This window comes from Georgenia sp. G2120 (genome assembly GCF_055326485.1).
Window position 1 is genome coordinate 125,354 of record NZ_JBUZNL010000008.1, and the last position, 19,388, is coordinate 144,741.

Annotated in this window: 20 protein-coding genes; 9 read left to right on the forward strand and 11 right to left on the reverse strand. The window is 70.1% G+C overall.

Going from position 1 to position 19,388, the window contains the following annotated elements; genetic code table 11:
- Positions 1 to 55: 55 nt before the first annotated feature.
- The 7 genes from ACZLMO_RS10550 (at position 56) to ACZLMO_RS10580 (ending at position 6,296) form a co-directional block, all read left to right on the forward strand.
- The gene (locus ACZLMO_RS10550; protein WP_425712910.1) at positions 56 to 538 is read left to right on the forward strand and encodes a TRAP transporter small permease; all 483 of its coding nucleotides are present in this window, start codon (positions 56 to 58) and stop codon (positions 536 to 538) included.
- On the forward strand, positions 535 to 1,824 hold the full coding sequence (locus ACZLMO_RS10555) for a TRAP transporter large permease (protein WP_463653722.1): 1,290 nt from the start codon (positions 535 to 537) through the stop codon (positions 1,822 to 1,824). Before ACZLMO_RS10550 ends, ACZLMO_RS10555 begins: the two co-directional genes overlap by 4 nt.
- A gap of 79 nt (positions 1,825 to 1,903) precedes the next feature.
- Entirely contained in the window at positions 1,904 to 2,650 is a 747-nt protein-coding gene (locus ACZLMO_RS10560; protein WP_463653723.1) for a sugar isomerase domain-containing protein, read from the forward strand.
- A 19-nt stretch (positions 2,651 to 2,669) separates the two neighbouring features.
- Positions 2,670 to 3,407 (forward strand): 6-phosphogluconolactonase, encoded by a 738-nt coding sequence (locus ACZLMO_RS10565; RefSeq protein ID WP_425712907.1) that lies wholly within the window; start codon positions 2,670 to 2,672, stop codon positions 3,405 to 3,407.
- Positions 3,397 to 4,593 (forward strand): N-acetylglucosamine-6-phosphate deacetylase, encoded by a 1,197-nt coding sequence (locus tag ACZLMO_RS10570; protein WP_425712906.1) that lies wholly within the window; start codon positions 3,397 to 3,399, stop codon positions 4,591 to 4,593. The genes ACZLMO_RS10565 and ACZLMO_RS10570 overlap by 11 nt, the downstream gene beginning before the upstream one ends.
- Positions 4,594 to 4,648: 55 nt before the next feature.
- A complete protein-coding gene (locus ACZLMO_RS10575; RefSeq protein ID WP_425712905.1) occupies positions 4,649 to 5,602 on the forward strand; it encodes a LacI family DNA-binding transcriptional regulator in 954 nt (317 codons plus the stop codon).
- Between the two features lie 109 nt (positions 5,603 to 5,711).
- Complete coding sequence (locus ACZLMO_RS10580; RefSeq protein WP_425712904.1) at positions 5,712 to 6,296, forward strand: TIGR03086 family metal-binding protein; 585 nt, start codon at positions 5,712 to 5,714, stop codon at positions 6,294 to 6,296.
- Between the two features lie 29 nt (positions 6,297 to 6,325).
- Here the strand turns inward: ACZLMO_RS10580 and ACZLMO_RS10585 are convergent, their stop codons facing one another.
- The 9 genes from ACZLMO_RS10585 to ACZLMO_RS10625 form a co-directional block, all read right to left on the reverse strand.
- A complete protein-coding gene (locus tag ACZLMO_RS10585) occupies positions 6,326 to 7,816 on the reverse strand; it encodes an NAD-dependent succinate-semialdehyde dehydrogenase (protein ID WP_425712903.1) in 1,491 nt (496 codons plus the stop codon).
- Positions 7,817 to 7,925: 109 nt separating this feature from the next.
- Positions 7,926 to 8,612, reverse strand: a complete 687-nt coding sequence (locus ACZLMO_RS10590) for a GntR family transcriptional regulator (RefSeq protein WP_425712902.1) — start codon at positions 8,610 to 8,612, stop codon at positions 7,926 to 7,928.
- A gap of 85 nt (positions 8,613 to 8,697) precedes the next feature.
- On the reverse strand, positions 8,698 to 10,221 hold the full coding sequence (hpaE, locus tag ACZLMO_RS10595) for a 5-carboxymethyl-2-hydroxymuconate semialdehyde dehydrogenase (protein ID WP_463653724.1): 1,524 nt from the start codon (positions 10,219 to 10,221) through the stop codon (positions 8,698 to 8,700).
- A gap of 11 nt (positions 10,222 to 10,232) precedes the next feature.
- Positions 10,233 to 11,183, reverse strand: a complete 951-nt coding sequence (gene dapA, locus ACZLMO_RS10600) for a 4-hydroxy-tetrahydrodipicolinate synthase (protein ID WP_463653725.1) — start codon at positions 11,181 to 11,183, stop codon at positions 10,233 to 10,235.
- Positions 11,180 to 12,757 carry a fumarylacetoacetate hydrolase family protein gene (locus tag ACZLMO_RS10605; RefSeq protein ID WP_463653726.1) on the reverse strand — a complete coding sequence of 526 codons (1,578 nt, stop codon included), beginning with the start codon at positions 12,755 to 12,757 and terminating at the stop codon, positions 11,180 to 11,182. The genes dapA and ACZLMO_RS10605 overlap by 4 nt, the downstream gene beginning before the upstream one ends.
- Positions 12,745 to 13,551: an ABC transporter permease gene (locus ACZLMO_RS10610; protein ID WP_463653727.1), complete on the reverse strand. Its 807-nt coding sequence runs from the start codon at positions 13,549 to 13,551 to the stop codon at positions 12,745 to 12,747. The genes ACZLMO_RS10605 and ACZLMO_RS10610 overlap by 13 nt, the downstream gene beginning before the upstream one ends.
- Positions 13,548 to 14,321 carry an ABC transporter ATP-binding protein gene (locus ACZLMO_RS10615; RefSeq protein ID WP_463653728.1) on the reverse strand — a complete coding sequence of 258 codons (774 nt, stop codon included), beginning with the start codon at positions 14,319 to 14,321 and terminating at the stop codon, positions 13,548 to 13,550. The genes ACZLMO_RS10610 and ACZLMO_RS10615 overlap by 4 nt, the downstream gene beginning before the upstream one ends.
- Positions 14,322 to 14,355: 34 nt before the next feature.
- Complete coding sequence (locus tag ACZLMO_RS10620; RefSeq protein WP_463653729.1) at positions 14,356 to 15,192, reverse strand: ABC transporter permease; 837 nt, start codon at positions 15,190 to 15,192, stop codon at positions 14,356 to 14,358.
- Positions 15,189 to 16,166: an ABC transporter substrate-binding protein gene (locus tag ACZLMO_RS10625; RefSeq protein ID WP_463653730.1), complete on the reverse strand. Its 978-nt coding sequence runs from the start codon at positions 16,164 to 16,166 to the stop codon at positions 15,189 to 15,191. Before ACZLMO_RS10625 ends, ACZLMO_RS10620 begins: the two co-directional genes overlap by 4 nt.
- A 374-nt stretch (positions 16,167 to 16,540) precedes the next feature.
- Between ACZLMO_RS10625 and ACZLMO_RS10630 the strand changes: the two genes are divergently transcribed.
- The gene (locus ACZLMO_RS10630) at positions 16,541 to 17,113 is read left to right on the forward strand and encodes a hypothetical protein (RefSeq protein WP_463653731.1); all 573 of its coding nucleotides are present in this window, start codon (positions 16,541 to 16,543) and stop codon (positions 17,111 to 17,113) included.
- Between the two features lie 90 nt (positions 17,114 to 17,203).
- On the opposite strand, the gene ACZLMO_RS10635 is transcribed toward ACZLMO_RS10630, so the two are convergent.
- Both ACZLMO_RS10635 and ACZLMO_RS10640 read right to left on the reverse strand, forming a co-directional pair.
- Positions 17,204 to 17,497, reverse strand: coding sequence for an antibiotic biosynthesis monooxygenase family protein (locus ACZLMO_RS10635; RefSeq protein ID WP_425712893.1), 294 nt, complete (start codon positions 17,495 to 17,497; stop codon positions 17,204 to 17,206).
- Positions 17,498 to 17,706: 209 nt separating this feature from the next.
- Complete coding sequence (locus ACZLMO_RS10640) at positions 17,707 to 18,177, reverse strand: hemerythrin domain-containing protein (RefSeq protein WP_425712892.1); 471 nt, start codon at positions 18,175 to 18,177, stop codon at positions 17,707 to 17,709.
- 244 nt (positions 18,178 to 18,421) lie between these two features.
- Here ACZLMO_RS10640 and ACZLMO_RS10645 point away from each other — a divergent pair, with 244 nt between their 5' ends.
- Positions 18,422 to 19,309, forward strand: coding sequence for an ATP-grasp domain-containing protein (locus ACZLMO_RS10645; protein ID WP_463653732.1), 888 nt, complete (start codon positions 18,422 to 18,424; stop codon positions 19,307 to 19,309).
- Positions 19,310 to 19,388: the final 79 nt, after the last annotated feature.

The window sequence follows — 19,388 nt, forward strand, 5'->3', positions numbered from 1 at the left end:
GGACTCCGACCCATCGGCATCACCGAGGCACCGTCCGACGAGGCGCGACGCACTCGTGCGACGGGTATCCCACGGCCTGGCTGCGATCTCGGGCGGCCTGCTGCTCTCCCTGTTCGTCATCAACGTGGTCCAGATCGGCGCACGGCCCGTCATGGGTGGCTGGATCTGGGTCAACGACCTCAGCAGGCTGCTCATCACCTGGGTGATCATGATCGGTGCGTCCGCCGCCATCGGGCTGCGTGAGCACCTCGTCGTCGACTTCGTCGTCGACCGCGTTCCTGCGGCGTTACGTACTGCCTGCGCCTACCTGACACGCGTGATCGAGCTCCTCATCGGTGTCGTCCTGCTGGTCTCAGGGGCGATCGTGGCGCTCGACCGCATGAGCATCCAGTACATCCAGCTGGGCATCCCGACCGGGTGGGCGTACCTCGCCGTCCCGGTGCTCGGTCTCTTCCTCGTGCTGTTCGGCCTCCTCCGGAGCCTCCATGCCGCGGAAGGGCCGGCGATCGCAGAACCCGAAGCCGGTGAGACGTCATGACCGAGATCGCCATCCTCTTCGTCACGATGTTCGCGCTCATGGCGCTGGGCGCCCCCATCTTCATCGCCATGCTCGCGGCGGTCCTCGTCACTCTCTTCGCCGGCGACCTCGGCTCGGCCACCGTGCTTCCGACGCAGGTGGCGGCCGGTGTCGACTCCTATGAGCTGCTCGCCATCCCGTTCTTCGTCCTCATGGGCTCACTCATGTCGCAGGCAGGGTTGACCGAGCGGATCGTCGCCTTCCTCATGTACTTCATCGGCGGCATCAAGGGAGGGCTCGCACACACGGTCATCGGTTCGAGCGCCTTCGCCTCGTCGGTCAGCGGGTCCGCCCCGGCTGCGGCGTCGATGATCGGCTCCGCCATGTTGCCGATGATGCGACGGTCCGGGTACCGACAGGAGTTCTCAGCGGCGGTCGTCGCGTCCTCCGCCATTCTCGGCCCCGTGATCCCGCCGAGCGTCCCGATGGTGTTCGTGGCACTCGTGACCTCTCTGTCCGTCGGGCAGCTGTTCATCGCCGGCATCGGCCCGGGCATCCTTCTCATCGTCGGCCTCATCGTCGTCGTGGCCGTGCGCAGCCGCGGCACCGAGCGGATCCCCGACACGGAGGCGGTCAACCCCTACCGGAAGGACGGCCTGCTCACCGTCACGTTGCGCGCGGTGCCCGCACTTCTCACCCCGGTGCTCATCATCGCCGGTGTCATCGGGGGGTTCGCGACCGTCACGGAGATCTCGATCCTCGCATCCGCCTACGTGCTGCTGCTCGGCCTCGCCTACCGGTCGCTCAATCTCCGGTCGTTGTTCGACGTCTTCACCCAGACGGCACAGTTCGCGTCGACCATCATGATGATCTTCGCCGCCGTCGCCGGGTTCACCTACATCGTCGCGCTCACCCGCCTGGGGAGCAGGATCGACCAGCTCGTGGTGGACGCGGGCCTCGGGTCGTTCTCGTTCCTCCTGCTGACGATGCTGTTCTTCCTCGTCCTGGGGATGGTCATGGACGCGATTCCGGCGATCCTCATCTTTGTCCCCGTCCTGCTGCCCAGCGCCATCGAGCTCGGCATCGACCCGATCCACTACTCCGCGATGATCGTCGTCAACCTCATGGTCGGTCTCATCACACCACCGGTCGGCGCCCTGCTCTTCGTCACGACGAAGCTCGCCCGCGTCTCATTCCTTCCCCTGGTCAAGGAGACCGCACCGTTCATCGCCGTCTACCTCACGGTGGTGCTCCTCACCACGCTCGTGCCGGCGCTGACGACCGCACTGCCCGGCCTGTTGTTCTGACCCTCCACCTGCTCCACCCGCTCCACCCGCACAGACGCGGAAGCCGTCCCGCGGCACCGCACCGACGAAAGGACATCCAGTGCTCGAGAACTACCTCGACTACGTCACCGGCATGCTGGGACGAGTCGTCGAGTCGAACGCAGAGGTTCTCCCTCGCGTGATCGACGAGACGGCACGGCGGGTGACGGAGGACCGGCTCATCTACGTCTACGGTCCTGGCGGGCACGCGAACCTCGCGACCCAGGAGGCCTTCTTCCGCGCCGGCGGTCTGATGAACATCGCGGCCATCCTCGACGAGGGCACGCTGCTGTCCAGCGGCGCAAGGCGTTCGATGGCGATGGAGCGCACTCCGGGTTACGGCCGTGTCGTGATTGACCACTCGGGGCTCGGCGACGGCGACCTCATCATCATCGTCAACTCGTACGGGATGAATTCTGCAGTCATCGACTCCACGCAGCGGGCGAAGGAGCTGGGGGCGACGGTCGTCGGCGTCAGCTCACGCACGCACGCCGAGACGATCGGGCCGGAGCATCCGGCGCGGCACCCTTCCAAGCAGAACCTGCATGACCTGGCCGACCTCTTTCTGGACTCGCAGGTGCCGGTCGGGGATGCCGTCGTCTCGTTCGACGCCGACGTCCCCAACGCCGGGGCGGTCTCGACCTACGCGAACGCCTTCCTCATGAACGCCATCCAGATCCTCACCATCGAGCGCGTCCTCGCGGAGGGGGGTCGGCCAGCCGTCTGGACGAGCGGGAACGCACCGGGCGGCGACGAGGCGAACGCTCGCCTCGTCGATCGGTTCACCGACCGCATCAAGCTGCTCTGAGCCACGGAGGTCACGACAGATGGAGCTCATCCAGAACCACACCCTCGCCGAGCTCGGCAACGACGGCGCGAGGCTCGCGGCACGCGCCATCACCCGGGCGCACGACGAGGGACGTGAGGCCACCGTGCTGCTGGCTGCCGCACCCAGCCAGATTCCTGTCCTCGAGTCGCTGGCGAAGGCAGATTGTCATTCCAGCCCCGTGCGCTACTTCCACATGGACGAGTACGTAGGCCTCCCCACGGACGCACCCCAGGCCTTCGGCCGGTGGCTGGAGGACAACTACTTCGCTCTCCTCCCGGACGGGAGTCCGTATGCGTTCGAGCGGATCGACACGGCGGGCGAACCGTCGGCTGCCGCGATGGACTACGCGGATCGGCTGCCTGCCGCAGACTTCGACCTCGTCCTGTGCGGGATCGGTGTCAACGGGCACCTCGCCTTCAACGACCCCGGCACGGACTTCTCCGACCCGGATCCGGTACGTCTCATCGAGCTTGCGGAGGCGTCCCGGACACAGCAGGTCGACGAGGGACTGTTCCCCGACCTCACCGCGGTTCCCCGGCACGCCATCACCATCACCGTGCCCCGCATGCTGGCCGCACGCACGATCGTGTGTTCCGTCCTCGGGACCGCGAAGGCCGAGGCGATGCGGTCGATGCTCGAGTCCGCGGTGACCAACGAGGTCCCCGCGACAGCGCTGAAGAACCACCCCGACGTCACGGTGCTGGCCGACCTGGAGGCGCTGAGCCGTGTCGCGTGAGCACCATGAGGGCCGCGACGTCCTCACCGGCCGGCCCGTGCGCGTGGTCGTTCGCGCGGGGGTCGTCGACGAGGTCGAGCTGCTCGACACGTCCACCGCGCTTCCCTGGCTCAGCCACGGTCTGGTGGACCTGCAGGTCAACGGATTCGGCGGGATCGACGTCAATGCGGCCGACCTGACGGTCGACGACGTCGGACGGCTCGCCCGAGGCCTCGTCGCACAGGGAACGAGCCATTGGGTGCCCACGATCGTCACCCAGAGTCACGACCGCATCGCACAGGCGCTGTCGACCTTGGCCGACGCGGTGGCGAGCGACCCGGTCGTGGCCGCATCCGTGCCGTGCGCGCACATCGAGGGGCCGTTCATCTCGCCCCTCGACGGGCCGCGTGGCGCGCACGACCGGAGCCTCGTCCGGGACATCGACGTGGACGAGGTCCGTCGGTGGCAAGAGCTGTTCCCGATCGGGTACGTCACCGTCTCGCCGCACGGCAAGGACGCGCCGGCGAAGATCTCTGCGCTCCGCAGGCTCGGCGTCGCGGTGGCGATCGGCCACACGCACGCCACCGAGGAACAGGTCGCCGCGGCGTCCGTCGCCGGTGCGACCCTGTCGACGCACCTGGGCAACGGGGTGCGCGCCGACCTCCCCCGCCACCCCAACCTGCTGTGGGAGCAGATCGCTGACACGACACTGTCGGCCGGTCTCATCGGCGACGGCCACCACCTACCTGCAGCAGTGCTGGAGAGCATCGTGCGCGCCAAGGGCCCCCAGGGCTGCTACCTGGTCTCGGACTCGGTCGCGCTCGCAGGTTCCCCCGCCGGTCGATACACGACGCCGGTCGGCGGCGACGTGGTGCTGTCCGATGACGGCCGGCTCGCCCTCGCCTCCGACGACCGGTTGCTCGCCGGCTCCGCGGTCCCCCTCGCGCACTGCGTCCGGTTCGCGGCCACGCGGACGCAGCTCACGCTGCCCGAGGTGTTCGACATGGCCACACGGGTCCCGGGACGCCTTCTCGCCGAGCTCGCTCGGGTCGGCGCTCCGGCGGCCCGGGGGACCGAGATCTCCCCGACAGGCGCCGTCCCCGTCGGGACCATCCTCCCGGGAACGCCGGCCCACCTCGTCCTGTGGGACTCCGACCTCACGATCATCGAGACGATCGGTCCCGGCGGGGGCAGGATCGACGGATGACCAGGATCGAGGCATGAACAGGCCGCAGGGACCACGCGCACCCCGGCCTACCCCCGTGACGATCACCGACGTCGCGCGGGCGGCCGAGGTGTCGACCTCGACGGCCTCCCGGGCGTTCAACCACCCCCACCTGCTGCGGGAGGACACGGTAGCCCGCGTGAAGGCTGCTGCGGACCGCCTCGGCTTCCGCCACAACAGGTACGCGAAGGCACTGAGCACTGGTCGTTCCTCCGCGCTGGGCCTCATCGTCCCCGACCTGTCCAACCCGTTCTTTCCCCCGCTTGTACATGCGGCTCAGCTGGCTGCGGAGGAGCAGGGATACTCGCTCTACATCCTCAGCAGCGAGCACAGCGTGGCTCGCGAGAAGCAGCTCGCAACACTCGTCAGCCGCGACGTCGCAGGGCTCGTCCTCGCCTCCCCGCGAATGTCCCGCTCCCATGTGCTCGGCATCGCGCAGCAAGTTCCGACCGTGCTGATCAACGCACGGGTCAACGGTCTCTCCTCGGTGCTCGTCTCCGCCGCCCAAGCCATCGCCGATGCCGTGGAGGACGGCGCAACCACCGGCGCTTCGAGCGTGGCGTACATCGGCAGCGCGGAACGGTGGTGGCCGAACATGGAGCGAGAGGAGAGCGCCAGGTCGGAGGCAGCCAGGCACTCCCTGCCCTACCGGCACCTCGAGCTCGACGAACCGACATACGACGCCGCGCGACACCTCGTCGACAAGGTCGACATCCGTGAGGGCGAGCTCGTGGTGGCGTTCGACGACATCGTCGCTCATGCCGTTCTCGACGGGCTCGGTGCCCGCGGACTCCGCAGCCCGGACGACGTCCGGGTCGTCGGGTGCGACGACGCGCTCCCGATCAGCACCCAGCCGGCGCTCTCCACGGTGCACCTGGACACCCGCACCGCCGCACGCACCGCAGTGGACCTGCTGCTCTCGGATGACTCGGGCACAGGTGCGCGGCAGGTCATCGTCAGCGGCTCGTTCCGCAAGGGCGAGACAACCTAGCCGTCGCACACCCCGCCCCGCATTGCGCTGCGGCGGGAGCCGCACAGATCGGCGTCGCCACTCGCCGAAAAACCTGTACCGCGAGGACCGCGCCGGACAGACTGCGACCATGGCGCGCCCCATCGACCTCACCCCCGCGACGCGGCGCCTGGCCGACGTCGCCGCCCGGATCTCCGACGACGACCTCGACAGCCCGACGCCCGACTCGCCGTGGACGGTCGGCCAGCTCCTCGCCCACGTCATCTACCTCAGCGACGCGTTCCGCGCGGCTGCCAGCAAGGAGCTCGGGGACGCGACGGACGCCGGGCCCACGAGGACACCCGAGCTGGTGCCCGAGTGGCAACCGACGCTCGACCACGCCCTCGTCCGCCTCGCCGACGCCTGGCGGGACCCCGCGGCATGGGAGGGCGACACCCGCGCGGGCGGGCTCGACATGCCCGGGGAGTCCGCGGGGATCGTCGCCCTCGACGAGATCGTCCTGCACGGGTGGGACCTCGCGGTCGCGACCGGGCAGGAGTACACCGCCGCGGACGACGAGATCGAGGCGCTGGCCGTGTTCGTCGAGGAGTTCGACCCTGCCGGGTCCCCCGGGATGTTCGGTCCGGCTCTCGACGCCGACGACGACACGTCGCCGTTCGAGCGGCTGCTCGCGCGCGCCGGGCGCGACCCGGGGTGGAGCCCGCCCGGCGCCTGAACACTCGGGACACGTCCACGCTCGGCGGGTCAGCTCCAGTCGACGCTGAGGTACTGGACCTCCTGGTACTCCCGGATGCCCTCGTGGCCGCCCTCGCGGCCGAGGCCGGACTCCTTGACGCCGCCGAAGGGTGCGGCCGGGTCGGAGACGAGGCCGCGGTTGAGACCGACCATGCCGGCCTCGAACCGCTCGGCGATACGCATCGCCCAGCCCAGATCGTCCGAGAACAAGTAGGCCGAGAGTCCCAGCTCGGTGCCGTTGACCTGCGCCAGCATCTCCTCGTCGTCGGACCACGTGACGATGGGAGCCACGGGTCCGAAGATCTCGTTCTGGACGAGCGGAGAGTCGGCATGCACGTCCCTCAGCACGGTGGGTGCGTAGAAGTGCCCCTCAAGGTCGCTGGGGAGCTCGGCGCGATGCGTGACACGGGCACCGGCCTCGACTGCCGCGTCAACCAGCTCGGTGACCCCGGTGAGCGCCTTGGCGCTGATGAGCGGTCCGATCTCGGTGGACTCCTGCTGCGCCGGACCCACGCGAAGTGCCGCGACCCGCTCCCCGAACTTCTCGGTGAACTCCTCCACGACGTCGGCGTGGACGTAGAGCCGGTTGGCGGCAGTGCACGCCTGACCTCCGTTGCGGAACTTGGCCAGCATCGCGCCCGCGACCGCCCGGTCGACGTCCGCATCCGCGGCGACGACGAGCGGAGCGTTCCCGCCCAGCTCCATCGACGAGCTGATGACCCGCTTCGCCGCCTGCGCGAGCAGGATCTTTCCCACCCCGGTCGAGCCGGTGAAGGAGAGCTTGGCGACGCGCTCGTCCTCGAGCCACGTCGTGACGACCGATGACGCCGACGACGTCGGGACGACTCCCACGACGCCGTCGGGCGCGCCCGCCTCGGTGAGGATCTGGGCGATCGCCAGCGCCGTCAGCGGCGTCTCGGAGGCAGGCTTGAGCAGCACCGTGCAGCCGGCGCCGAGCGCCGGCGCGATCTTGCGGGTCGCCATCGCCGCCGGGAAGTTCCACGGCGTCACAAGAGCAGCCACACCGATCGGTCGGTGGGTGACGACCGTGCGCACACCACCCGCCGGGGCCACCGAGTACTCCCCCGCCCCACGCACACACTCCTCGGCGTACCAGCGGAAGAACTCCGCCGCGTAGGACACTTCGGCCCGCGCATCGGCCATCGCCTTGCCGTTCTCCGCCGCGATCAACCCCGCCAGCACCTCACGCCGCTCGATCATCAGCCCGAACGCACGGTGCAGGACGTCAGCCCGGGCACGCGGAGAGGTCGCCCCCCATGCCGACAACGCACCCGCCGCCGAATCCACCGCACGCCGCGCGTCGTCCGCAGTTCCGTCCGCGACCGTGGCGATCGTCGTCGTCGTGGCCGGGTCCGCGACCTCGAAGGTCGCACCGGCCGATCCCGCAGTCCCCCGACCGTCGATCCAGACGCCGTGCTCGGGGTCGATCGACCGCACCAGATCGGTCACCGACAGAGGATGGGTCAGCTGCTCAGTCATCGTCGTCTCCTTGGTCTGGTCCGGCGCCGTACCGAAGCCTCACGGCACGGCGCGCTCGCAGCGCGAGGCCGGCAGGGTCCGCGTCGGGGTGTCAGGGGATTCCTGGGGGTCAGGCGCTCGCGGTCTTGGCGAGGAACTGCGTGAGGGTGTGGAGCTTGTGGTCGCGGGCGACACGCTCGAGCTGATCGACGTCGATCGTGGCTGCCGAGACGAGCGCGAGGATCTCGTCGTGCTCCTCGACGGAGGTACGCGCCCGTCCCGGGACGTAGCTGAAGCTCGACCGTCGAATGGCGCCCATCCGTTCCTGCTCGCGGGCGAGCATCTCGGTGAGGTGGGCGTTGGGGCACGGCCCGCACAGCACCGTGTGGAACTCCTGGTTGAGGCGGGTGAAGCTGACCGGGTCGAAGTCCTCACCGCGCATGCGGCGCAGCTGCTCGTTGATGTCGCGGGCGGTGGCGATGTCCTGTTCCGTCAGGTGCTCCGCGGCGAGCGCCGTGGCGTACCCCTCCAGGAGTGCCATCGACTGCATGACGTCCGCGTAACCGACCGGATCGATGCCGGCGACCTCGGCGCCGATGTTGCGCCGGTACGTCACCAGCCCCTCCGCCTCGAGCCGGCGGACCGCCTCCCTCACGGGAAGGGCGCTGGTGCCAAAGCTCTCGGCGACCTGACTGAGCACGAGCCGGTAGCCGGGCGTGTAGGTGCCGTCGACGATCCGACGATAGAGCTCGCTGTAGACACGCTCGGACTTCGACGGGGTCGTCTTCCGTCGTGTCGCGCTCGAGTCGCTCGTCATTCTGCCCTCCAGCCGGTACTTGATCGTAGGTTGCCGGGCGCCTCCCCGAGCGAGTTCACGCCCGTCGGGGAGGCGCCCACCGCACTCACCGTGCGCCGAAGCGCGACGTGTGAACCGGGGCGAGGGAGATGTGGACGGCCTGCTGCTCGGTGTAGAAGTCGAGCGAGCGGTACCCACCCTCCTGCCCGAGCCCGGAGGCCTTGACCCCGCCGAACGGGGTGCGCAGGTCCCGGACGTTGTGCGAGTTGACCCACACCATGCCGGACTCGACCCCCTGGGCGAACGTGTGGGCCCGCTCAAGGTCGGTGGTCCAGACGTACGCGGCCAGTCCGTACCGCACGTCGTTGGCCAGGCGCAGCGCCTCCTCCTCCGTGTCGAACGGGGTGATGGCGACGACGGGACCGAAGATCTCCTCCTGGAAGATCGACGCGGTCGCGGGGACGTCGGCAAACACGGTGGGCCGCAGGTAGTTGCCCTCCTCGAGGCCCTCGGGACGGGTGCCGCCGGCGACGAGCCGCCCCTCGGACTTGCCGGCCTCGACGTAGCTCCAGACCTTGGCGAAGTGCTCGGGGTGGACGAGCGCCCCCACCTCGGTGCCCGGGTCGGACGGGTGCCCGACGACCACGTTGTCGGCACGCTCGGCGTACCGGCGGACGAATTCGTCGTAGATCGGTCGCTCGACGAGGATCCGGGACCCCGCGGTGCAGCGCTCGCCGTTGAGGGAGAAGACGCCGAACAGCGTGGAGTCGAGGGCGGCCTCGAGGTCGGCGTCGGCGAACACGATCGCCGGAGACTTCCCACCGAGCTCCATCGACATGCCCTTGAGCCCGTCGGCGCAGTTCCGGAAGATCGTCTGTCCGGTGCTCGACTCGCCGGTGAACGAGATGAGGCTGACGTCGGGGTGCTTGACGAGCGCGTCACCCGCCGTCTCGCCGTAGCCACCGACGAGGTTGAACACCCCGTCCGGGACGCCCGCGTCCTTCATGATCCCCGCCCACAACGACGCGGACAGCGGCGTGAACTCCGCGGGCTTGAGCACCACGGTGCAACCCGACGCGAGCGCCGGACCGAGCTTCCACGACTCGAGCATGAACGGCGTGTTCCACGGCGTGATCAAGCCCGCCACCCCGACGGGTCGACGATGGACGTAGTTGACCTGCGCCCCGGGCACCTCGTAGGCGTCGGAACGCTGAGCCACGACGAGGTCAGCGAAGAACCGGAAGTTCTCTGCCGCCCGACGCGCCTGCCCTCGGGCCTGGGTGATCGGCAGGCCGGTGTCGAAGGACTCCATCGCGGCGAGCTCGTGTTCCCGGGACTCCACCGCGTCGGCGATGCGGTGGAGGATCCGGTGACGCTCCCGGGCCTTCATTCGGGGCCAAGGTCCGTTCTCGAAGGCGTCCTTGGCGGCGGCGACGGCCCTGTCGATGTCGGCCTTGTCCCCGGCCGCGGCGGTGAGGTACGGCCGGTTCGTCGTCGGGTCGATGACCTCGAATGTCTCTCCGGACACGGAGTCGACGTCGACGCCACCGATGTGGTGCCGGATCCGGTCGGGGAGGTTCGCGGGCCGTGCGTGGGGGAGGTCGGTGCTGGGATCGGCGTGCGTGGTCATCTCGTGCTCCCTCAACCGGCGGTGCGGTCGGTCGTGGCGGTCGGGACGGGGGTGAGGTACTGGCCGGCCTGGTCGACGAGCGATTGCACCGTCGTCTGCCCGGAGTCGGAGAGCCCGACGAGCGGCGGCCGAACCATCGAGGAGGTGATGAGGCCGCGCTCGGCCATGAGCCACTTCGCGGGTGCGGGATTGGTCTCGACGAAGAGCAGGTCGACCAGCGGGTGGACGCCGTAGTGGATCTCGCGTGCACGGTCCCAGTCGCCGGCGTCCGCCGCCCGGTACATCTCGGCGACCGCGGCGGGGGCGATGTTGGCGAGCGCAGATATGAATCCCTGACCGCCGAGCGCCAGCAGCGGAAGGCAGAGCAGCTCGATGCCGGACCACATGAGGATTTCGGGCCCAGCGGCGTGACGCACGCGCGAGAAGTGCTCGAAGTCCTTCGTCGTCTCCTTCACGCCGACGAAGCTGTCGAAGTCGCGGAACAGACGGGCGATGGTCTCGGGCGCCAGTTCCACGGCGGTGCGGACCGGCACGTTGTAGGCCGCCACCGGGAGGTCGGGGTACTCGCGGCACACCGTCGCGTACCACTGGTAGAGCGCCTCCTGGGTCGGGCGCGCGTAGTAGGGGGTGATGACGAGCGCGAGGTCTGCCCCGGCGTCGCGGGCGATCGACGTCAGCTCGAGGGTCTCGTCGAGTCGCGCGCTGCCGGTACCCGGCAGGAATGGGACGCGACCGTCGATGGCCGTGGATACCGTGCGGATCGCCTCGGCACGCTCATCGAGCGTCTGCGCGGACGGTTCGCCGGTGGAACCGCCGATGGAGATACCGGCCGAGCCGGACTCGATCTGCCAGTCGACGAGGCGACGGAGGCTGTCGTGATCGACGGCGCCGTCCTTCGTGAACGGGGTGACGACGGGGGCGATCGATCCCGTGATCGACGCCGGGTTCGAGCGGAAGCTCATCGGTCTGCTCTCCTTGCCGCGGACTGCTCCGCGCTCGCTATGTCGGTCCGGTGGGCGTCGTAGCGCGCCCGCCAGGTCTCGTTCATGGGGTAGAGGCCGTCGACGGGGTGCCCGCCGCGGACCTGCTCCGCGATGTACGTCTCCCGCTCCTCCTGAGCCTCGGAGGCGGTGAGAACCTCGTCGAGGAGGTGGGGCGGCACGACGACGGCTCCGTCGTCGTCGGCGACGATGACGTCGCCGACCTGCACGGTCGTGCCACCGCAGGCGACGGTTACGTCCGTCTCCCAGGGCACGTGGTTCCGACCGAGGACGGAGGGATGTCGTCCACCGGCAAGGACCGGGAGCCCGGTCTCGGAGACGGCGACGGCGTCGCGGACCGATCCGTCGGTGATGATCCCGGCGGCCCCTCGGGTCAGGGCGCGCAGCGCGAGGATGTCGCCGAGGGTGCCCGCGGTGGTGTCCCGGCGGGCGTCCATGACGAGGACCTCGCCCTCACCGACGGTGTCGATCGCGCGCTTCTGCGCGTTGTAGCCACCGCCGTGGGTAGCGAATAGGTCCGGCCGGAACGGTACGTAGCGCAGCGTGCGGGCCGTGCCGACGATCCGCGTGCCCGGCACTAGCGGATGGACGCCATCGATGCTGGCGTCCGGGTGGCCGAGGCGGCGCAGCTGGGAGGAAATCGTCGCCACCGCCACCTGGCCGAGCCGCTCGCGCCGGTCCGCGTCGAGCCAGGAGCCGTCGCTCGCGGCACCGGTCCCTGCCGACGCCGCGGCCGAGGCAGCATGCTCGCCCGGACCAGCCGTCACCGCCGGACGCCGGGATCCCCAGGCGTCGGCGACGGTGGCGTCGTCGAGGCGCGGTGGGGCCCCTCCCCCCACCACGGCGGGCGCCTCGACGACCGAGGTCGCCAGCCGTCCGGTCGTCCGGCCCGGGTCGTCGATGCTCAGTACCTCGACCTCGACCAACTGGCCGGGGACGGCGACCGAGGCACCGGCAGGTGTGCCGGTGAGGATGACGTCCCCGACGTCGAGGGTCATCGTGCGGCTGAGGTCGGCGACGAGCTCGGCGAAGGAGAACAGCAGACCATCCGTCGCGCCCTCCTGGACGAGCTCGCCGTCGAGCCAGGTACGGACGGCGAGCCGCCCCGGGTCCAGGTCGGCGGCCGCGAGAAGGACAGGACCCACCGGGGTGAATCCGTCCGAACTCTTGGACCGGAGGTTGGAGCCGCGGTCGGCCCACTTGAGGTCCTGCAGGCCGAGGTCGTTGCTCGCCGTGACCCAGCCGACGTGGGCCCAGGCGTCCTCGACGCTCACCTGGAACGCAGGGGTGCCGATGACCAGCGCGATCTCGCCCTCGAAGCTGAGCAGCTCGGTGCCGGCCGGTCGGCCGATCGCGCCAGGACCGGTGAGCGATGAGGCCGCCTTGAGGAAGTACGACGGGTGCTCGGGGCTGCGGCCACGTTCGGCCGCCCGCGAGGCGTAGGCGACGTGGACCGCGACGATCTTGCCGGGACGGTGTCCCAGGGTGTCGGTGATCGGGTCCGTGGGGAGGTTCTCGGTGCTCAGGCGTACCACGACGTCAACCTCTTCTCCGCCCAGCTGACGATCTCGTTGAGGGCGACGGCGATGATCATGATGAAGACCGCCATGGCCCACACGGACGGGAAGTCGCTCTCGTCGCCGAACCGGGCGGCGAGTCCGCCGAGGCCAATGAGTGCGATGAACATCTCGCCGTTGATCATTCCCTTGACGGCACGGCCGGTCCCGAGCCGAATGCCGGCGAGGATCAGCGGCACGGCGGACGGGATGATGACCTTGACGACCGTCTGCCACCGGGAGGCGCCGAAGGAGGCCGCCATGTCGATGAGCGGGTCGTCGACGTCGCGGATGCCGGCCGCGGTGTTGATGATGATGATGAAGACGGCATAGAGGATGACAACGGCGATCCGCGTGGTGTCCGAGAGGCCGAACGCCGCGAACAGGATCGGCGCGAAGGTCAGTGCCGGGACGAACAGCATCGCGTTGACGTAGATGTCGAGCGCCGTGAAGACGCGCGACGACAGCCCCATGAGGACGCCGACACCGAGCCCGACCACCAGCGAGATGGCAAACCCGATCGCGAGCGACCGGAAGCTGGCCACCAGATGCGGCTGGATGACACCGTCGCCGAAGAGCTCGCCGAGCTGGACAGCCACCTCCGTGAACGGCGGGAGCCACTGGAGGGTGAAGATCCGGCCGATGAGTTCCCAGAGGGCGACGATGACGAGGATGCCGGACCAGGTGGAGAACCCGTTGCGGACGGCGCGCGGGATCCGGGGCGAACGGGTGGTCGCGGTGGTCGTCCCGGTTGCGTCGGCGACGGCGGTCATGCGGCGGCCTGCTCGTGCATGTCGCGCAGCCGCTTCCAGAGGTACTCCTTGAGTCGGACGAGCTCGGGGCTGTTCTCCGCGGTCTCCGCCGAGCGCGGCCGCGGGAGGTCGACGTCGATGACCTCCTCGATCTTCCCGGGGCGCGCGGACATCAGCACGATCCGGTCTCCCAGGAGGACCGCCTCCTCCATGTCGTGCGTGACGAAGATGACCGTGCGGCGGTCCTGCTGCCAGATGTCGAGCAGCTCCTCCTGCATGTAGCGGCGGGTCTGCTGGTCGAGGGCGCCGAACGGCTCGTCCATCAGAAGAATGGGGCTCTCGACGGCGAGCGCCCGGGCGAGTCCGACGCGCTGCTGCATGCCGCCGGAGAGCTCTCGGGGGTATTTCTGCTCGAAGCCGTCGAGACCGACCTTGGAAATGTAGGCGCGGGCCTTGTCGAGGCGCTCGTTCTTGGACATGCCGGCCAGCTCGAGGCCGAAGGCGACGTTCTTCTCGACCGTCTCCCACGGCAGGAGCGCGAAGTTCTGGAAGACGATGGCCGACTTCTGGTGGGGGCCGGTCACGCGCGCCCCGTCGATGGCGACGTCGCCCTCGGTGGGGATGACGAGCCCGCCGACGGCGCGCATGAGGGTGGTCTTCCCGCAGCCGGAGGGCCCGATGACGGTGATGAACTCGTTGTCGTTGATGGTGAGGTCGACGTCCTTGAGGGCGACCGTCTCTCCGCGGCCCTCGCTGACGTAGCGGTGGTTGACGTTCTCGATGGTGATCATGGGTTCCTTGATCCTTCGAAGCGTTCGGGCGCCGTTACTTCCAGCGCTGGGCGCGGCGTTCGAACGCCTGCATGACGAGTGCGAGCACGATGCCTTCGATGGCAACGGCGATGGTGAGGGCGTAGAGCTTGTCCGCCTGGAAGAAGCCCCGGTAGTCGAGCATCAGGGAGCCGATGCCGATCGGGAGCATGATGAGCTCGACGATGATCATCCCGGCGAACGCGCGACCGAGCCCGGTTCGGAGGCCGGTCATGATCGCCGGGAACGCGCCTGGGATCAGCACCCGGCGCCAGAGCTGCGACTCCGATGCGCCGTAGGAGCCGGCCATCTCGACGAGCGTGTGGTCGACCGCCCGGACGCCCGCCCGGACATTGGTCGTGATGAAGACCCAGCTGAAGAGCACGATGATGAAGACTCGCGGCGTGAGCCCGAGCCCCATGGCCACGAGGACGACGGGGATGAGCGGCGCGATCGGCAGCGAGAGGCTGACGGCGGTGATCGGCCCGAAGGCGCGGTCGACGGACTTCCAACGGGCCATGGCCAGTCCGAGGGGGACGGCGATGAGAACCGCGATGGGATACCCGATGAGCAGGGCGACGTTCGAGCGTGCGAGGGCGGGCCACATCTCACCGGTGACGAAGGCGATCTCCCAGAGGGCCGCCATCGCCTCGAGGAAGGTCGGCATCAGGAGGGAGTCGGTCCACCGTGCGCCGACCTCCCAGAACGCGGCGAAGACGACGATCGTCGTGATCCGCACGCCCCAGGACTCGGTGCGGCTCAGCTTCTGGCGAAGCGTGACGCGGGGCGTCGAGGGAAGGTCGACGAGCTCTCGCCGCGTCCGGTGCCCGGCGTGCGGGGCCGCCGCCGTCACTGCGAACCTCCTCCGGCGACCTCGAAGTCGGCCACGGCGTCGGCGTTCAGCTCGTCACCGATCACCTCGGCGTCGCGGTAGAAGCCGATTGTCGCGTCCACGCTTGCCGGATCCAGCTCAGGGGTCTCGGGGAACGTCCCGTTCTCCACCAGCGCCTCGAGGACGGTCTGCACCTCGGCGGGCTCCGACTCGAGGATCTCGGCCGCGGTCTCCGCGAAGGCCGCGGGGTCCTCGTTCACGGCCGCGAACTGCTCCTCGAGGGCGGCGAGCAGGGCGGAAGCCGCCTCGGTCGCTCCCCCGTCCTGGGCCCCGTCGACGACGATGGTCTGGGTGAGCAGGTCCGACTGAGTCTCAACGAGGTTGTCGATGACGTGCGCGACGCTCTCGTCCGGCTCGACGCTCATCCAGTCCTCGACCCGGACGATCGTCCCGTCGATCTGGCCGTCGAGTAGGGCGGTCACACGGTTGCCCGACCCGGAGATGACGACGAACTCGGGCTCGGCCTCAGGGCACGACTCCGCGAGGTAGCGGCGCAGGTGCGCCGTGCTGGTCGAGCCCTCGGAGTGGTAGGCCACGGTCCGTCCGTCGAGGTCCGCGCAGGTCTCGACGTCCGCGGATCCGACGATGAGGTAGTCGAGGATGTTGTTGTTGCCGACCATCGTCAGCTCGGCGCCCCCCTCGTCGGCGGCCATGACGGTCGCCGGACCCATGGAGGCGATGTTGATGTCGCCGCCCATGAGCGCCTGGGTCTGCACGTCCGGGGAGTCGAACTCGATGTACTCCACGTCCCAGCCCTCCTCCTCCAGGGAGTTGAGGGCCGCGATGATCGGGGTGTCAGTGGGGCCGATCGTGCCCGGGAAGCCCAGGGTGATCGTCTGGGAGTCGGACTCCGAGTCGTCCCCGCCGCACGCGGTGAGGACGAGAGAGGCTCCTGCCAGAAGGCCGAGGCCCTGGACTACGCGTGAGGAGGCCATGCGATTCAACTCCTTCGTTGTATTCCCGCGGTCATCGGTGACGAGGCGGGCGGTGTCGCTGGACTGACTGTAGACGAGATCATATGCGATTCATGATCAGCGTCAACCCTCGATGGCAAGACCGCGTGGATCCGCTGCGTTCTGCCGGTATCAGCAAGACGGGCGCGCGCATCGGACCGCGCTCGGCCCTCGCTCGTTCAGCCGACCGGATCAGCCGGTGGGCACGCTACTCGTCCCCCACACCTCGCGTTCGAGAAAATCGTTCCGTGCCACGTCCAACGACGTCGGGAACGCCTCCCCCGGGGCGCCTCACCCACAGTCCGGGATCGCGTACCACGGCGCACGACGGCAGGCACCCGGCCTACCGTGAGGTGATGACGCCCGACGCCCGAGCCGGTGCCGACGACCCCGCATCGCGCGCCCGGCACCGCGCGGGTCGTCGTCATCTCGCCGAGCGGCGTCGGACGGGGCAGGCGAGTCGGACGGGAGCGGACGCGCGGCCGACCGGCCCGGACCGCGACCCGCCCCGCAGCGCGACGGACTGGATCGCCGGCCTCACGCTCCTGGTCGGCGGGGTCCTCGCCGGCCTCACGGTGCTCCGTGTGTCAGCGCCCGGTTCGCTCCACGACGAGCCCGCGGCGCTCCTCGGCATCCTCACGCTGATCGCGTGCCTCATGGTGGCCCTGGGCGCCGGTTTCCTGCTGCCCACGAGGTGGTCGCACGTCCCCGTAGGCACCTTCTTCGGCCTGCTCGCGGTGCTCGGGGTGGCCATGGTGGTCCTGCCCGACCTGTTCGTCGGTTCCGGGCCGCAGACCGCGGGTGTGGGTCGAAGCAGCGTCGACCTCCCGATGTCGCCGGGCGAGGCACGCGCGCTCGGCATCGGTCTCGCGCTCGGCGGCGGGCTCGCCCTCGCCTCGACCGTCGCGTTCGTCAGTCGCCGCCGCTGACACCACTCGTGCCGCGTTCGCGACCGACCACCTCGACACCCGGCACGACGACGAACGACCACCGCCCGGACCGGGACGCCCGGTCGACGGTCAGGACTCGCTCTGAACCACCTCGAAGCCGAGCACCTGGACGTCCATCCCGCGCTTCTGGTCGTTCTCGTGCCCGCCCGCGGGGCGCGCGGACGACCACGCCTCGTAGTCGTCGCGGCTCTCCCAGCGCGTGACGACGAAGTACCGGCCCTCCCCCACCACGGGGCGGAGCAGCTCGAAGCCGAGGAACCCGGGCGAGGCGTCGACCGCCTTCTTCCGGGCCGCGAAGCGCTGCTCGATCTCGGCCTCCGCCCCGGCGGGGAAGGTCAGGGCGGTGATGTTGACGAACGGCATGCGATCTCCCTCGGCGACGGGTGGCCCCGCCGGCTCGACACGACTGACCCGCCCAGGCTAGATCCGACCTGGCGAGGGAGTCCGAGGCGAAGGTCCCACCGCCCCGGGCTCGTTCGCAGCGCCGGACCCGCCGGCCGGCGGACGCGCCGTCCGCCCGAAGCACTCCCGACGCCGGAGTCGTTCCCCCCGCCCGCGGCGCGCCCGCCACATCAGAGCGGCCCGAGCACGGCGCGCGGATCGGCGTCGAGGGCCAGGGTCTCGAGCACGGTGAGCAGCTCGCGCTCCTCGTACCGGAAGTGACTCTCCATGATCGCGGCGATCCCCTCGAGGTGCCGTTCGAGCGCCTCGGGCGGCGCGGCCCGGTCGACGGAGGCGAGCAGCCCCGAGATCAGGTGCGCCATCATCGAGTGGTCCTGCTCGAGGTAGCGCAGGGTGTCCCGCAGCTCGGGGTGCTCGGCCACGATCGCCGGGAACAGCTCCCGGTCCTCGCCCTCGTGGTGCCCGGTCAGCGCCGAGCAGAACCCGTGGCAGAACAGCAGCAGCTCGCGAGCAGCCGGTTCGGCGGGGGTCCCGTCGGCGAGCGCCTCCCGGGTGACACGCAGCGCCTCGCGCAGCCGGTCATGGACGGCTCGTAGCTCGCGGCTCCAGGCGACGAGCCTGGTGGTCTCGCCCTCAGTCACGTGAGGGCGAAGGTGACGACGTGTGCATCGTCGGTCTCCTTCGGTGTTCGGCGCCTCCATGCCTGACACTGCCTGCCACCGGCACGCGACGCTCCGGGCAGGCTACGTGCCGACCGGCGCCGATGGAAGGGGACCGCCCCTCGGCCACGACCCGGGCGGCGCCCCTGGGAGATCCTCCTTCTCGGCACGCACCTCGCGCTGCCGGCGGACCTGCGAACGGGCGGGGCGGGCCTACCCTGACGGCGTGATCGGACAACTGGCGTGGGTGACCGCCCGTGCCGCACGGGGCACCGACGACGACGAACCCCTCGCCCTGGCCGCGCTCCGTTCCGTCGGCGTCGAGGTCGAGGTGGTCGACTGGGACGACCCCGCGGTCGACTGGTCCCGCTTCGACCGCGCGGTGCTCCGCTCGACCTGGGACTACACCCGCCGCCTCCCCGAGTTCATGGCATGGCTCGAGTCGGTCGACGCCGTCACCGAGGTGGTCAACCCGCTCGCCCTGGTGCGGTGGAGCAGCGACAAGAGCTACCTGCTCGAGCTGGCCGAGGCCGGCATCCCGACGATCCCGACGACCGTCGTGCCGCCCGGGGCGGCCGCCGAGATCTCACCGGGCGGGGTCGTCGTCAAACCGTCCGTGGGCGCCGGCAGCCGCGATGTAGCCGCCTTCGTCTCGGGTCGCGAGCGGGAGGCCGCCACGCAGGTCGACCGGTTGCACGCCGCCGGCCGGACGGCCCTCGTCCAGCCGCTGCTCACCTCCGTGGCCGTCGACGGCGAACGGGCGCTCGTCCTCCTCGACGGCGAGCTCAGCCACGCGGCACGCAAGCGGGTGGTGATCCCGGGGTCGGTCCCCGTCGCGCCGGCCGATGCCCGCACAGGAACGGGCGGCCCACTGTTCTCCGCCGAGACCATCGTTGCGCACGAGGCCACCCACGAGCAGGCCGCCCTGGCGCGGGCGGTCGTCGACCACGTGTCCGGCCGCTGGGGCGTGCCCACCTACGCACGCGTGGACCTCGTCCGGGACGACGACGGCCAGGACGTGGTCCTCGAGGTCGAGCTGGTCGAGCCGTCGCTGTTCCTGCCGCAGGCCGACCGCGAGGCGACGCACCGGCTCGCCCGCGCGCTCACGCGCTGAGCCCCTGGCGCCCCCTGGGCGCGGGCGCACTCCTCCCGGGCCCGCCCTCCTCCCGGACGCGCGCCGTGCCCGGGCGCGG